Genomic DNA, 12,541 nt, shown 5'->3' on the forward strand with positions numbered 1-12,541 from the left:
AGCGTGCTGGTGTGCAGCGCTCACCGGTCTTCCGCCTGGTCACCATCCTCGCCGTGACGGCCGCGCTCGGGGGCTGCGCGAAGCAGGCGCCGCAGGCCGGCCCCTCCAGCGCTCCGGCGCCCGCAGCGGCTGATCCGTCGGCGGCTCCCGTGGCTCCCCCCTTGGTGCCTGCGATGCCGCTGCCCGACGACGCGGTCGGCAAGGCCGTCGCCAAACTCGACGGCATCGCCGACGAGCTGATGAAGAAGTCGGGCATACCCGGTATGTCGGTCGCCGTCGTTCACGGCGGAAAGGTGGTCTACGCCAAGGGCTTCGGCGTCAAGGACGTTCGCAAGGGAGCCGATCCCGCCAACGGGGTCGACCCCGACACGGTGTTCCAGCTGGCGTCGCTGTCCAAGCCGCTCGGCTCTACCGTCGTCGCCCACCAGGTCGGTGAGGGTGCCATCGGCTGGGACACCCCGGTCGTCGAGAAGCTGCCATGGTTCGCCCTCGCCGACCCCACCATCACCAAGCTGGTGACCGTCGGTGACATGTACTCCCACCGTTCCGGGCTGCCGGACCATGCCGGCGACCTGCTGGAGGATCTCGGCTACGACCGGCGCTACATCCTCGACCATCTGCGCCAGCTGCCGCTCGGACAGTTCCGTACGTCCTACGCCTACACCAATTTTGGGCTCACCGCTGGCGCCGAGGCCGTGGCCACCAGCGCGGGCAAGACGTGGGAGGACCTCAGCCAGGAGGTGCTCTACGGTCCGCTTGGCATGACGTCGACCAGCTCGCAGTTCGCCGACTACGAGGCAAGGCCCGACCGGGCCATCGGACACATCCACGTCGACGGGGCCTACAAGCCGCTCTACGTCCGCGACGCGCAAGCCGAATCCCCGGCGGGCGGGGTCAGTTCGACGGCGAACGACATGGCCAAGTGGCTGACGATGGTGTTGGCCAACGGCACGGTCGGCGGCAAGACGATCGTCGACCCGAAGCAGTTGCTGGCCGCCGTCACACCGCAGATCGTGGCGAGCCCGCCGTCCGAGCCCGCTGCCCGGCCCGCCTTCTACGGGTACGGCTTCAACGTCGGGACGACGGTGGCGGCCCGAACCCAGTTCAGCCACTCGGGCGCGTTCGAGCTGGGAGCGGGCACCAACTTCGTGGTCATCCCGTCGGCGGACGTGGCCATCGTCGCGTTGACCAACGCCACGCCGTCGGGTGTGCCGGAGACGCTGACCGCGGAGTTCGCCGACCTGGTTCAGTTCGGCGAGGTGCGCGAGGACTGGCGCACGCTCTACGGTCAGGCCTTCGCCGCGATGGAGCAGCCGGAGGGCTCGCTGGCCGGCCAGAAGCCGCCGACGGCCCCCGCGCCTGCGCCGCCGACCCCGACGATCGTCGGCACCTACGAGAATGCGTACTGGGGCCCGGCCACCGTCACCGACGCCGACGGAAAGCTGACGCTGGCGCTCGGTCCGCGGGAGAAGCTGGAACTGACCCACTGGGACGGCAACGTGTTCACCTTCGTGCCGCAGGGGGAGAACGCGCCGCCCGGTTCGATCTCCAAGGCGACCTTCTACGGCGACAAGCTCAACCTCGAGTACTACGACGACGAGAAGATGGGTACCTTCAGCCGCTGACGCGAACTGATTAGGGTGGTGGCATGGGATTTCTTGACAAGGTGAAGGACCTGGCGTCCAAGAACGCCGACAAGGTCGACAAGGCGATCGACAAGGCTGGCGACCTGGTCGACAAGAAGACGCAGGGCAAGTACGCCGGGCAGGTGGACAAGGTGCAGGAGGCCGCGAAGAAGGCGGCCAGGGACAACGCAGGCAGGCAGCAGCCGCCCGCCTCGCAGCCCCCGGTTCAGCAGTCGCCCGACACCACGCCGCCCGCCACGCCAGCCGGGCCGCCTCCCACGTCGTAGGCCATGGCGAAGCTCTCGGTCTCCGTCGACGTCCCGCTGCCACCCGAGAAGGCTTGGGACGCAGCCTCGGACCTCTCGCGGTACAAGGAGTGGCTCACCATCCACCGGGTGTGGCGTAGCACGCTGCCCGACACCCTGGAGAAGGGCACCAAGCTCGCCTCGGTCGTCGAGGTCAAGGGAATGATGAACCTGGTCCGGTGGACCATCGTCAGCTACAAGCCGCCGCACTCGCTGACCCTCGACGGCGACGGCAAGGGCGGGGTCAAGGTCAAGCTGATCGGCCGGGTCAAGCCCGCCGACGAGACGGCGACCACCTCCACCGTGACCTTTGACGTGCACCTGGGCGGCCCTGCACTGTTCGGTCCGATCGGGATGATCGTCGCGGGCTCGCTCAAGAGCGACATCCGCGAGTCACTGGACAGGTTCAAGTCCGTCTTCGCGTAACCCCCTGCGCGAACTCGGACAGTCCCTCGTGCAACGTATCCAACAGTTCCCGGTGCGGGCCCACGAGATATGCCGTGTCTCCGGCGGCCAACCGGGTGTCCCGGCGGGGATGCAGTTGGACGTCACCCGGGCCACGCGAGATCGCGATGACGCGGGTCTGGGTCGACATGTCGGCCATCCGCAGGCCGTCGAGTTTGCTGCCCCGTGCCACCTCGACCCCGCCGACCATGAAGGACTGCTGGCCCACCGAGAAGGTGCCGAGCACCTCCAGCCCCATGGCGGCGCCGATGAACCACGGGGCCGCGAGTTCGACCGTCGAGCGGACGTTCTCGAAGCCGAAGCGTTGGGCGACTGCCCGTCCCAGGGTCCGGTCGTAGATTCGTAGCACGACCGGCACACCCGGACCGTCCGCCGATCGCAGCCACCGCTCGCCGAGCCGTTCGCGAAGCACGATGCCCGTCTCGATGTTCACCATGTCGTCCTGTGTGAGGACGGCCACGGCGACGGCGTCGTCGATGCGAGCGTCCTCGAGCGTCTGCGCCAGCGTGGCGTCACCAAAGATGACCGGCACGTCGAGCTGGGCCGCCGACGACAGGTAGCGGTTGTCACGGCTGCGCTCGACCACGACGACGTCGTGCCCGGCGGCCTTCAGGTCCGCCACCACCCGAATGCCGAACGAGCCGAGGCCGACGACGACGACGTGGTCGGTCAGGTCCCGCACCTTGCGGCGGCCGGCGTTCTGCGCGATGCGCCGCGACAGCAGCAGATCGGCCACGAACGCCATCAGCACGGCGGTGGTGGTGACACCGGCGAACATCAGCACGATCCCGAACAGTCGCAACCAGGTCGGCTGGTCGACGAAGCTGAAGTCGCCGTATCCGACGGTCGCGATGGTCTCGGTCGAGAAGTAGAGCGCGTCCACGATGCTCATGCCCGGACGGTGGTAGGCGAAGCGCAACAACACCGTCGCTCCGATCAGCAGCGTCATCGACACGGACAGCGCCTTGAAGAAGTTGGGGTTGACGTCTTCACGGAACGCCCGCAGCGCGTCGGTGAGCGGCTTCACCGGCGACCGCCGCGCGTGCGTGTCAGGGGTCCGGGCCGCGGTTACGGCGATGCCTTGGGCGGAGAGATCGTCGGCCGTGCCGATCATCGCCGTCCAGTCCCCGGGTTCGACGCGCTCGTCTCTGCCGGGGCACGGCACCACCGTCCCCGGCTCCGGAGACTGCTCACCGCGCAGCACGGCGACCGGCGCGAGGTCGCCGAACAGCTCCCGCAACGTGGCCGCTCGCGGCGCCGTCGTGCCGGAGACGACGAACTCCACACCGGCGACGGTGATCGAATGGGTGGTGCGCGACAGGCACGCCTCGACGACCGAGGGCGCGGCCACGTCGGCGACGTCGAGGACGGCGCCGGGGCCGTTGCCGATGGCGACGGCCTCGCGCAGAACGCCGTTGGCCAGACGTGCGACGACTCGTACGGTGGGATTCAATTCCCGTGCCAACAGGGCGATTTCGAGGTTCAGGGCGTCGTCGTCGTCCGCGCAGATCAACGCGGAGGCATGGGCGATGCCTGCGTCGCGCAGTTCGGCGGGGGACTCGACGATCGCGATCTCACGGCCGGCGCTGCGGAGCTGCTCGACGATCCGCAACCCCAACGGATCGTCACCGCAGACGATGATGTGCCCCTCCATGGGGAGACGGTACTTCGGAAAGCCTGACGGCGAAGGGCGAAGATGTACCCATGCCCAACGCGAAGATCTACGTCAAGGCCTGTGTCAACGGTGCTCGCACCCCCGATCAGCACCCGAATCTGCCCGTCACCCCCGAGCAGCTCGCGGCCGCGGCGGTGTCGGCGCACGAGGCGGGCGCCCAGGCCGTGCACATGCACCCCAAGACCCCCGACGGCAAGGACTCGCTGGAGCCCGACGTCGTCGCTGCCGCGGTGACCGCCGTCCGGGCTGCGGTGCCCGGGCTGCCGCTGGGGGTCACCACCGGGTTCTGGGCGTTGCCCGACCCCGACGCGCGACGCCGTGCCGTCGAGGCCTGGACGGTGCTGCCGGACTTCGCGTCGCTGAACTGGCACGAGCCCGGCTCGCCGGAGCTCGCCGACGTCCTGCTCGGCAAGGGTCTCGGAGTCGAGATCGGCCTGTTCCATCTGGAGGCCGCCGCGTCGTGGGCGGAGTCGAAGATGGTGCAGCACTGCATGCGGGTGATGGTCGAGCTTCAGGGGCACGAAGACGTGGCCGTCGCCGACGCGATGCTGGAACGAATCGCTGCGGCGAATTCGCCGGCGCCGGTGTTGTTGCACGGCCTCGACGACAGTTGCTGGCCGTTGCTCGAGCACGCGGGTGTCTGCGGTGTGCAGACGCGCATCGGCATGGAGGACACCCTGAAATTGCCCGACGGGTCGGTGACCCCTGACAACGCCGCACTGGTCTCCGCCGCGGTGGAGCTGCTCAGTCGGTAGGGGTGACGAGGGCGAAGTCGGCGAAGTCGAAACCGGGGACGACGACGCAGCTGACCAGTGTCGGTTCGTCGTCGCGGGGCACCGCGCGCTGCCAGTGCCCTGGCGGCACGACGACCTGCGGGTGCTCGCCTGCCTCGACGTCACTGCCGAGGAGATGAGTTGTCGCGCCGTCTCTTTCGGCCCCGATGTCGAGCAGCAACGGGCTGCCGCGGTGGTGGAGCCACAGCTCGGCGCTGCGCACGGTGTGCCAGGCCGACTGCTGCCCGGGCATCAGCAGGAACAGGATGGCAGTGCCCGCGCTCCGTGCACCGCCGTACTCCGTCGGCAATGCGGGCCGTTCCAGGGTCAGCGCGCTGCGCCACGTCTCCCGGTACCAGCCTCCCTCGGGGTGGGGCGACAGGTCGAGTTTCCTCGCCCATTCCGGGAGCTCGCTCATGCCGTCAGCCTACGTCGCGGAGGCAGGCCGACCTATGTCGCGGAGGCAGGCCGACCTATGTCGCGGTGGCACGCCGACCCGATACGCTCCTGGCATGGCTCGCCTGCGCCCGGGATGGTTCGTCGTGCTGTGCGCGGCGGTGCTCCTGGTGAGCGCGTGGTTGCCGTGGTTGGTCACCAGCGCCGACGGCGGGGGCCGGGCCAACGCCATCGGCGGGAAACTCGGGGCCATCGGCGTCCCGCCGAATGGCTTCGGAGTCGGCCAGTTGATCGTCGTGCTGAGTTCGGTGTTGGCCGTGGCGGCGGCGATGTCGGCGCGCAGACTTCGACCCAAGCTCGCTTCCACTGCAGCGCTGGGCATTTCGGTGGTCCTGGCCGTGCTGGTGGTGTGGTACTACCGGCTGTACGTCGGCAACCCAATCGTCGCGGGTTACGGCCTCTACGTCGGTGCGGGAGCCGTGGTCGCCGCGGCGGTGTTGTCGGTGTTCGCGATGGTGACGGCATGGGCTGAGATGGGGAGTGGCCGATGAGTGGTTTCGTCGACCCGGTGGTGCTCAGCGGGGACCGCTGGGTGCGTCTGGAGCCGCTGACGGCGGAACATGCACCCGAGATCGCCGCGGCCGCCGCCGACGTGCGACCGCTGTGGTTCACCAGTGCCCCGACCACGGAGTCGGCGCAGGAGTGGATCGACGGGCGGCTGGCGGTGCAACATCCCGACACCGGGCTCACGTTCGTCGTGCGAGCACGCGACGGCGCGGTGGTCGGGTCGTCGAGCTACTGCCACGTGGACCCACCCAATCGCCGGCTCGAGATCGGTTACACCTGGTATCGGCAGTCCGTCCGCAGGTCGGGCGTCAACACCGAGTGCAAGCTACTGATGCTCGGGCACGCCTTCGATCGATTGGGTTGCGTCGCAGTCGAATTCCGTACGCACTTCTTCAACTCGACCAGTCGCGCCGCGATCGAGCGTCTCGGCGCCAAGCGTGACGGAATCCTGCGCAGCCATCAACTACTGCCCGACGGATCGCGGCGCGACACGGTCGTCTACTCGATCCTGGACGGCGAATGGCCGTCGGTGCGCAACAACCTGAACTTCCGACTGGACCGGTGACGACGCCTCGGCAAGCGTCGGCACCGGTCCTGGGTCGGGGGTGCTAACCGGCGTCGACCGTGTTCGCCTCGATGGACGTCCGGTCGCCGCCGTGGGCGATCTGCACCTTGCGCGGCTTGGCCCTCTCGGCGATCGGAATCGTCACGGCCAGAACGCCATTCTCGTAGGTTGCGCTGATCGCGGACGCGTCGACGCCGTCACCAAGGGACAGCTGCCTGCGGTAGGTGCCGAAGAACCTCTCGTTGGTCAGCCACTGGACGGAATCCTCGCTGCGAGCGGTCCGATGCGCGGAGATCGTCAGCGTCCCGCCGTCCACGTCGATGTCGACCGAGCCGGGATCCACGCCGGGAAGGTCGGCGGTCAGCAGATAGTGGTCGCCAACCTTGCAAAGGTCCATCGGCATGAACCGAGGACTGCGATTCGATCCGGTCTGAGCGTTCACCAGGCCACGGGTCAACACGTCGAAGTCACCAAACGGATCAAAGCGAAGCACAGCAATCCACCTCCCTCGTCGACTCGATGCCCGCCACCGCGGCGGGCTGTCAATCACTGTGCGCTTCCAAAATTAGCACTCATAGGGCGAGAGTGCCAAGAAATTTCTTGGCCGAATTTCACGCCAGTCGTGGAGCGCCACAACGACATCCGGCTCAACTCAGGCGTACGTCCGCGGCCGAGACGACCTCGGCGGCGCGTCCCGGCGCCGTCTGGTGACTCCAGTAGAGGTTGGTGTGTGCGACCACCGCATCCGGGGGCGGTGCCCCGTAGGACGTCAGATCCTCCGTCGTGTGGGCGTCACCGACGAGGGTGACGTCGTAGCCTCGGGCGAACCCGCCGTGAATGGTCGACCGCACGCACTGGTCGGTCGAGGCCCCCACCACCACCAGCCTGCCGACGCCGAGTTCGGCCAGATCGTGCTCCAGCGTGGTGGCCTCGAAGGAATCGCCGTGATTCTTCTCGACGAGCGTTTCGTCGGCCGACCGGCCGAGTTCGGGCACGATCTGCCATTCGTCGCTGCCCCTGGCCAGCTCGTCGTCGGAGTGCTGCACCCAGATCACGGGTACGCGTTCGGCACGCGCCCGGTCGACGAGGTGGCGAATCGTCGCCACCACCGCGTCACGCGCATACGCACCTGCGACGACGCCGTTCTGCACGTCGACGACCAATAGTGCACTGTTGGGCCGGTTCTCCAGAGTGGTCATCGCCTGTCCTCCACGTCGGCGCCGCGCAGCGGAGCGGCGCACTGGTCACAGCTGAGCACGGCGTCGAACGCCACGCCACACGAATCATGCCGCAGGATCACGGCCGGGCCCTCGGGGGCCGCGAACCAGCGCTGCGCCCACTGCAGGGCGGTGATGAGAATGGGAAAGGTGGCGCGGCCCTTCTCGGTGAGCAGATACCGCCCGCCGGTGGCGTCGAGAACCCCACTGCACGTGAGGATTTGCAACCTGTCGGCCAGCGAGCCCGGGGGAGCGCCGAGTTGGCCTGCGAAGTCGTTGAACCGGGTCGTGCCGACGAACGCCGCGACCAGAAGGGCGAAGGACCACCGGTTTCCGAGGATCTCCATGGTCTGCGGGAACAGCCCCGCCCGTCCCGCCGCCTGCGAGGCCGAGCGCCGGCGCGTCGACTCGGCAGGCATGGAGCGCGCCCACGACCCGCTCGGCCCCCAGGAGGCAGTCACGTCCTTCTCGGTGACGACCTGTTGGCACGCCTGGCACGTGACCTGCGGCGAGAAATCGGACCCGCAGCCGAGGTGGTGCATCGTCGGCAGCCGTTCGGCGTGCTCGGGCACCCAGCGGCGCTCCCACTCCCAGATCGCGGTCAACACCGGCCACAGCGATCGGCCCTGCGCCGTCGGCACGTACTCATACCGCGGGGGCCGCTCCTGGTACGGCTGCCGTTCCAGCAGCCCGTCGGCCGTCATCGCCGTCAACCGACGCACGAGCACGGCGTGCGAGATCGGCAGGCGGGTGGCGAAGTCGCCGTACCGAGTTACCCCGAGCAGCGCCTGCTGCGCAATCAGCAGCGTCCATTCGTCGCCCAGCACGCCCAGCATCCGGCCGACGGCGTTGACGTCACGCGCGTCCACTACAGGCCGATTGCCTCTGCGGCGGTGTCGGTCTGCTGCCAGCGGCGCAGCTCGGCCCCGGGCGCCCACGTCGAGTGCGTCCCACTCGAAACGCGTTCCGGCAGAGCGAGAGTGCACACCGGGCCGTCGCCGACCCTGGCTGCGTCGAACACCAGGCAATAGGAGGCGTCGGCGTTCATGTCGGTGGTGATGGTGACGAGGTAGCCGTCGTCCTCGCCGGTGCTTCCAATTCGGGGCGCCATCGCGGTCTCGCTGCCGTAGACGCCGTCGGCGAAGCGGTAGCTCTCCTCGGACCCCGTCGACAGGTCGTGCTTGACCAACCCGTCGAACAGGAACCAACCCGGCTTCCCCGTCGCGGCGTAGGCGTAGCGGTAATGCTGCCCCGAGTACCCGGGGTTGATCATGCCGAATTCGGTGATGGAGTCCGACAGCTGCTCCTCGCGGACCCCGCCGGTGACGAGGTTGAACCGCCAGCGGTGCAGCCGTGCCTGCATGCGGTCCAGCGCCAAGAAGCGGAACGCCCGCTGCCACTTGTCCCCGAGTCCGTTGTCACTGGGCTCCGGATCTCCCTGGTAGAACCCGTCGAGCACGATCTCGTCGCCGTCTTCGAAGGCGTTGGTGAAGTGCAGGACGTAGGTCGGGTCGGCCTCGAACCACCGGATCTGGGAGGTCTGCCCGCGCCGCGGGATGACGGCGAATCGCGACGGCATGTCGCGGTGGAAGCGCGCCACGTGGGCGTTGCGTTCCAGATACTCGGGCTCCCAGAACAACGGGAAGTCGTTGAGGATGGCGTAGTTCTCGGTGAAGGCCATGTCGTGGGGGAGACGCGGACCGGGCAGCGGCACGTCGACGTAGTGCACCAGACGGTCGTCGGCGTCGACGACGCCGTAGTGCATGAACGGATCCTGCTTGGAGTAGTTGAAGAACAGCATCTCCCCGGTCTTGTCGTCGACCTTCGGGTGCGCCGACACTCCCCAGTCGACGGGGAACGCACCGCCCCACTGCGCCTTGCCGAGCGTGTCGCCACTGAACGGGTCGACCCGGTAGAGGTCGCCGCACTGGTAGAAGCTGGTCAGCGCGGTGCCCCGGTGGACGATCACGTCGGTGCTCGACGCGTCCTTCATCAACGTCCGCGCGCCCCAGCCGTAGTCGCGCTTGGCCAGTCCGACCGGCTCGGCGAGCCCCGGCCACAGCGGTCCGCCGGCGTCGTTCTCCTCGGTGAACCCGTCGGTCTGCACGAACCTGTTGCGGTAGAACGCCTTTCCGTCACGGAACCCGACGACGTGCACCATGCCGTCCCCGTCGAAGGGGTGATAGGCCTTCATCGCCGGGTGCAACGGATTCTCCGTGTTGCGCAGGTAGACGCCGTCGAGATCGCGCGGCAGCTCGCCGGCGACGACGGTGAGGTCGTCGGCGTCCCACTCGGTGGACTGAGGTCGCCACGGCCCGGTGCGGTACGGATGGTCGTCGTCGTCGGGCAACGTCGAGAGGTACTTGCCGACCACGTCTACGTTCACGGTTGCTCCTGGCTCGAGACGACGAAACTGACGGTGGTGGCGGTGCTGCCGCCGAAGTTGAGCGTGCCGAAGGTGTGGGCACCGTCGACCTGGTAGTCACCGGCGGTGCCGCTGACCTGTTTGGCGGCGTCGAGGAGCATGCGAACCCCCGACGCGCCCACCGGATGACCGCCGCCGATCAGCCCGCCGCTGGGGTTGACCGGCAGCCGTCCGCCGATCTCGATCTCGCCGTTCTCGACGGCCTTCCAGGATTCGCCGGGGCCGGTCAGGCCGATGTGGTCGACGGCCATGTACTCGCTCGGGGTGAAGCAGTCGTGCACCTCGATGCCGTCGAGGTCGTCGAGCGTCACCCGCGCCCGGCGGAAGGCGTCGTGGACGGCGCCGCGCACGTGCGGCATGACGTACTCGTCGTCGGCGGACCGGTCGAGCTTCTGTCGCATGCCCAGGCCCACCGTGCGGTGCCCCCAGCCCCGGATGCGGCCCATGGGGCGCGCGGTGGGGTGTTCGCGCAGATAGCGGTCGGTGACGAGGACGACGCCGGCGCCACCGTCGGTCATCTGGCTGCAGTCGAAGCGACGGATCCGGCCCTCGACGACGGGGTTGGCGGCGTCGTCGTCGGTCAGGTGGGTCGGCACGGTCCAGTCGCGGGTCTGCGCGTTCGGGTTGCGGCGCGCGTTGGCGAGGTTGAGGGCGGCGATGGCCCGGAGGTGGCCTTCGTCGAGGCCGTAGCGGCGGTCGTACTCCTCGGCGACCGTGGAGAACATCGACGGCCACATGAAGCGGGCGTCACGACCTTCGTGGCCGGTCCACGCGGCCGCGCCGAGGTACTGGGCGGCGGTGTCACCCGGCACCGTCTTCTCCACCTCCACACCCAGGACCAGGGCCGTCTCGTAGGCCCCGGAACGCAGGTCGGCGATGGCCGCGAGCGTGGCGACGCTGCCCGAGGCGCAGGCGGCCTCGTGCCGGGAGGAGGGGGTGCCCCACAGGCCGTCGACGACGGTTGCCGGCATGGCGCCGAGGTGGCCCTGGGCGGCGAACATCTCGCCGAACGCGTTGCCGACGTGGACGACGCCGACGTCGACGGCGTCGATTTCCGCGGCGTGCAGCGTGGCGGTGACCACCTCGGCGGTTAGGCCGGCGAAGTCGACGCCCTCGCGGGTGAGGTTTCTGGCGAAGTCGCTTTGGTAGCCGCCGAGGACCCACACGTCGGAAGTGGTCATCTTCCGCAAGCTACTACAACTAACAGAGTGACTACTGGAAATGGCGCAATGAGGCGGTCTCGCCGGCTCTGGTCTGAACCGGGCGAGACCTCGGCGTGGTCGGTGTCGACACCGATCCACGCCTGCTTGGGCTGATTCCCCTGCTCGACGGTGACAAACGTGCTCTGCGATGGCGATAGCGTGCAAAATGCAGGCATGAAGTTGCAGTCCCACGACCTCGCCATGCGCATGGCGGAGTTGGCGCGAGTCACCGCGCTGCGAAAAGTCGACGACGTACTCGCCGACGTGACAGCCACCGCCAAGGAGCTCATCCCCGGGGTCGACGTCGCCGGCGTGTTGCTCATCGGCAAGGCCGGAACCTTCGAAACACTGGCCCCGACCAGCGACTTGATGTTCAAACTCGACGAATTGCAGATGCGTTTCAACGAGGGCCCCTGCGTGGAGGCAGCCCTCGACGAGATCGTCGTCCGGACCGACGACTTCCGCGACGAGCCCCGCTTTCCGAACTACGCGCCGGCGGTCGTCGAGCTCGGTGTGCTCAGTGCGCTGTCGTTCAAGCTGTACACCGCCGACCGCACGGCAGGCGCCCTCAACTTGTTCGGCCACGAGCCCAAGCTGTGGGACAGCGAGGCCGAGTCCGTCGGCATGATCCTCGCCGCCCACGCCGCCGCGGCGATCCTCGCGAGCCGGGAAGGCGAGCAGCTGCAGTCGGCGCTGTCGACGCGCGACCGGATTGGACAGGCCAAGGGCATCATCATGGAACGGTTCAAGATCGACGACGTGCGGGCGTTCTCGATGCTCCGCCAGCTGTCCCAGGACACCAACACCAAGCTGCTCGACGTTGCCCAGCGCGTGATCGACACCCGCGGGGACTAGTCGCGAGAACTCGTCGGCGAAACACCGACATACCGTTGTCGCGACCGTGTCCGACGCTGTGGTCATGAACGAGAACACGACGATGGACACGACCGCAGCCGCTTCGCTCGATGTGTGGTTGACGATGTGGAACTCCGACAGTGCGATCGCGCGCCGAATTTGCAGTACGGACTTCAGGATTCACTTCCTGAACTCCGAGGCCGACGGGTCCAACCCCGGTGACGACGTGCTCGGCGCGGACAGCTTCGCCGACTACCTGGACCGGTATCACGCGACGCACCCGGACACGGTGTTCAGCGAGGTCGCCCGGGCGGTGGACGGCGCTCACGGGCGGCTGCTGTGGAACGTGCGCAGCGACGTCGGCGCGGCCGGCGGCGTCGACGTCTTCGACTTCACCGACGACGGGCTGATCCGCGAGGTGTGGTCGGTGGGCGGGACCCGACCGCACCAGAGCTGAGGTCGGGGAGACTC

15 protein-coding genes are annotated in these 12,541 nt (G+C 68.3%); 8 read left to right on the forward strand and 7 right to left on the reverse strand.

The window, feature by feature from the left end:
• The first annotated feature begins 11 nt into the window (after positions 1 to 11).
• Genes H7K45_RS01395 through H7K45_RS01405 form a run of 3 tightly spaced genes read left to right on the forward strand, consistent with a single transcriptional unit; the run spans position 12 to position 2,356 of the window.
• Positions 12 to 1,625 carry a serine hydrolase gene (locus H7K45_RS01395; protein ID WP_263993920.1) on the forward strand — a complete coding sequence of 538 codons (1,614 nt, stop codon included), beginning with the start codon at positions 12 to 14 and terminating at the stop codon, positions 1,623 to 1,625.
• A gap of 23 nt (positions 1,626 to 1,648) precedes the next feature.
• Positions 1,649 to 1,912 (forward strand): antitoxin, encoded by a 264-nt coding sequence (locus H7K45_RS01400; RefSeq protein WP_263993922.1) that lies wholly within the window; start codon positions 1,649 to 1,651, stop codon positions 1,910 to 1,912.
• Between the two features lie 3 nt (positions 1,913 to 1,915).
• Positions 1,916 to 2,356: a type II toxin-antitoxin system Rv0910 family toxin gene (locus H7K45_RS01405; protein ID WP_263993924.1), complete on the forward strand. Its 441-nt coding sequence runs from the start codon at positions 1,916 to 1,918 to the stop codon at positions 2,354 to 2,356.
• Here H7K45_RS01405 and H7K45_RS01410 read toward each other — a convergent pair.
• The gene (locus H7K45_RS01410) at positions 2,337 to 4,049 is read right to left on the reverse strand and encodes an NAD-binding protein (protein ID WP_263993925.1); all 1,713 of its coding nucleotides are present in this window, start codon (positions 4,047 to 4,049) and stop codon (positions 2,337 to 2,339) included. The genes H7K45_RS01405 and H7K45_RS01410 overlap by 20 nt on opposite strands.
• Before the next feature lie 50 nt (positions 4,050 to 4,099).
• On the opposite strand from H7K45_RS01410, the gene H7K45_RS01415 reads away from it, so the two are divergent.
• Complete coding sequence (locus H7K45_RS01415) at positions 4,100 to 4,825, forward strand: 3-keto-5-aminohexanoate cleavage protein (protein WP_263993926.1); 726 nt, start codon at positions 4,100 to 4,102, stop codon at positions 4,823 to 4,825.
• On the opposite strand, the gene H7K45_RS01420 is transcribed toward H7K45_RS01415, so the two are convergent.
• Positions 4,815 to 5,261, reverse strand: a complete 447-nt coding sequence (locus H7K45_RS01420) for a cupin domain-containing protein (protein ID WP_263993928.1) — start codon at positions 5,259 to 5,261, stop codon at positions 4,815 to 4,817. The two genes, H7K45_RS01415 and H7K45_RS01420, sit on opposite strands and share 11 nt — an antisense overlap.
• 94 nt (positions 5,262 to 5,355) lie before the next feature.
• Here H7K45_RS01420 and H7K45_RS01425 point away from each other — a divergent pair, with 94 nt between their 5' ends.
• Both H7K45_RS01425 and H7K45_RS01430 read left to right on the forward strand, forming a co-directional pair.
• The gene (locus H7K45_RS01425) at positions 5,356 to 5,790 is read left to right on the forward strand and encodes a hypothetical protein (RefSeq protein ID WP_263993929.1); all 435 of its coding nucleotides are present in this window, start codon (positions 5,356 to 5,358) and stop codon (positions 5,788 to 5,790) included.
• On the forward strand, positions 5,787 to 6,371 hold the full coding sequence (locus H7K45_RS01430; protein ID WP_263993930.1) for a GNAT family N-acetyltransferase: 585 nt from the start codon (positions 5,787 to 5,789) through the stop codon (positions 6,369 to 6,371). Before H7K45_RS01425 ends, H7K45_RS01430 begins: the two co-directional genes overlap by 4 nt.
• A 43-nt stretch (positions 6,372 to 6,414) precedes the next feature.
• Here the strand turns inward: H7K45_RS01430 and H7K45_RS01435 are convergent, their stop codons facing one another.
• The 5 genes from H7K45_RS01435 to H7K45_RS01455 all read right to left on the reverse strand — a co-directional run bounded on the left by H7K45_RS01435 (position 6,415) and on the right by H7K45_RS01455 (position 11,194).
• A complete protein-coding gene (locus H7K45_RS01435) occupies positions 6,415 to 6,864 on the reverse strand; it encodes an Hsp20/alpha crystallin family protein (RefSeq protein WP_263993931.1) in 450 nt (149 codons plus the stop codon).
• A gap of 154 nt (positions 6,865 to 7,018) precedes the next feature.
• A complete protein-coding gene (locus tag H7K45_RS01440; RefSeq protein WP_263993932.1) occupies positions 7,019 to 7,570 on the reverse strand; it encodes an isochorismatase family protein in 552 nt (183 codons plus the stop codon).
• Positions 7,567 to 8,424, reverse strand: a complete 858-nt coding sequence (locus H7K45_RS01445) for a winged helix-turn-helix transcriptional regulator (protein ID WP_263994236.1) — start codon at positions 8,422 to 8,424, stop codon at positions 7,567 to 7,569. The genes H7K45_RS01440 and H7K45_RS01445 overlap by 4 nt, the downstream gene beginning before the upstream one ends.
• 32 nt (positions 8,425 to 8,456) lie before the next feature.
• On the reverse strand, positions 8,457 to 9,974 hold the full coding sequence (locus tag H7K45_RS01450; protein WP_263993933.1) for a carotenoid oxygenase family protein: 1,518 nt from the start codon (positions 9,972 to 9,974) through the stop codon (positions 8,457 to 8,459).
• Positions 9,971 to 11,194: an acetyl-CoA acetyltransferase gene (locus H7K45_RS01455; protein WP_263993934.1), complete on the reverse strand. Its 1,224-nt coding sequence runs from the start codon at positions 11,192 to 11,194 to the stop codon at positions 9,971 to 9,973. Before H7K45_RS01455 ends, H7K45_RS01450 begins: the two co-directional genes overlap by 4 nt.
• Before the next feature lie 195 nt (positions 11,195 to 11,389).
• Here H7K45_RS01455 and H7K45_RS01460 point away from each other — a divergent pair, with 195 nt between their 5' ends.
• Both H7K45_RS01460 and H7K45_RS01465 read left to right on the forward strand, forming a co-directional pair.
• A complete protein-coding gene (locus H7K45_RS01460) occupies positions 11,390 to 12,070 on the forward strand; it encodes a GAF and ANTAR domain-containing protein (protein ID WP_263993935.1) in 681 nt (226 codons plus the stop codon).
• A gap of 64 nt (positions 12,071 to 12,134) precedes the next feature.
• On the forward strand, positions 12,135 to 12,527 hold the full coding sequence (locus H7K45_RS01465; protein ID WP_263993936.1) for a nuclear transport factor 2 family protein: 393 nt from the start codon (positions 12,135 to 12,137) through the stop codon (positions 12,525 to 12,527).
• Positions 12,528 to 12,541 lie beyond the last annotated feature (14 nt).

This window comes from Mycobacterium yunnanensis (assembly GCF_025823185.1).
In the GTDB taxonomy this organism is placed as follows: Bacteria; Actinomycetota; Actinomycetes; order Mycobacteriales; family Mycobacteriaceae; genus Mycobacterium; species Mycobacterium yunnanensis.

Coding starts and splice junctions, on each gene's coding strand:
- H7K45_RS01400 (WP_263993922.1), top strand. CDS start 1,649: ATGGGATTTCTTGACAAGGTGAAGGACCTGGCGTCCAAGAACGCCGAC.
- H7K45_RS01405 (WP_263993924.1), top strand. CDS start 1,916: ATGGCGAAGCTCTCGGTCTCCGTCGACGTCCCGCTGCCACCCGAGAAG.
- H7K45_RS01410 (WP_263993925.1), bottom strand. CDS start 4,049: ATGGAGGGGCACATCATCGTCTGCGGTGACGATCCGTTGGGGTTGCGG.
- H7K45_RS01415 (WP_263993926.1), top strand. CDS start 4,100: ATGCCCAACGCGAAGATCTACGTCAAGGCCTGTGTCAACGGTGCTCGC.
- H7K45_RS01420 (WP_263993928.1), bottom strand. CDS start 5,261: ATGAGCGAGCTCCCGGAATGGGCGAGGAAACTCGACCTGTCGCCCCAC.
- H7K45_RS01425 (WP_263993929.1), top strand. CDS start 5,356: ATGGCTCGCCTGCGCCCGGGATGGTTCGTCGTGCTGTGCGCGGCGGTG.
- H7K45_RS01430 (WP_263993930.1), top strand. CDS start 5,787: ATGAGTGGTTTCGTCGACCCGGTGGTGCTCAGCGGGGACCGCTGGGTG.
- H7K45_RS01440 (WP_263993932.1), bottom strand. CDS start 7,570: ATGACCACTCTGGAGAACCGGCCCAACAGTGCACTATTGGTCGTCGAC.
- H7K45_RS01445 (WP_263994236.1), bottom strand. CDS start 8,424: ATGCTGGGCGTGCTGGGCGACGAATGGACGCTGCTGATTGCGCAGCAG.
- H7K45_RS01455 (WP_263993934.1), bottom strand. CDS start 11,194: ATGACCACTTCCGACGTGTGGGTCCTCGGCGGCTACCAAAGCGACTTC.
- H7K45_RS01460 (WP_263993935.1), top strand. CDS start 11,390: ATGAAGTTGCAGTCCCACGACCTCGCCATGCGCATGGCGGAGTTGGCG.
- H7K45_RS01465 (WP_263993936.1), top strand. CDS start 12,135: ATGAACGAGAACACGACGATGGACACGACCGCAGCCGCTTCGCTCGAT.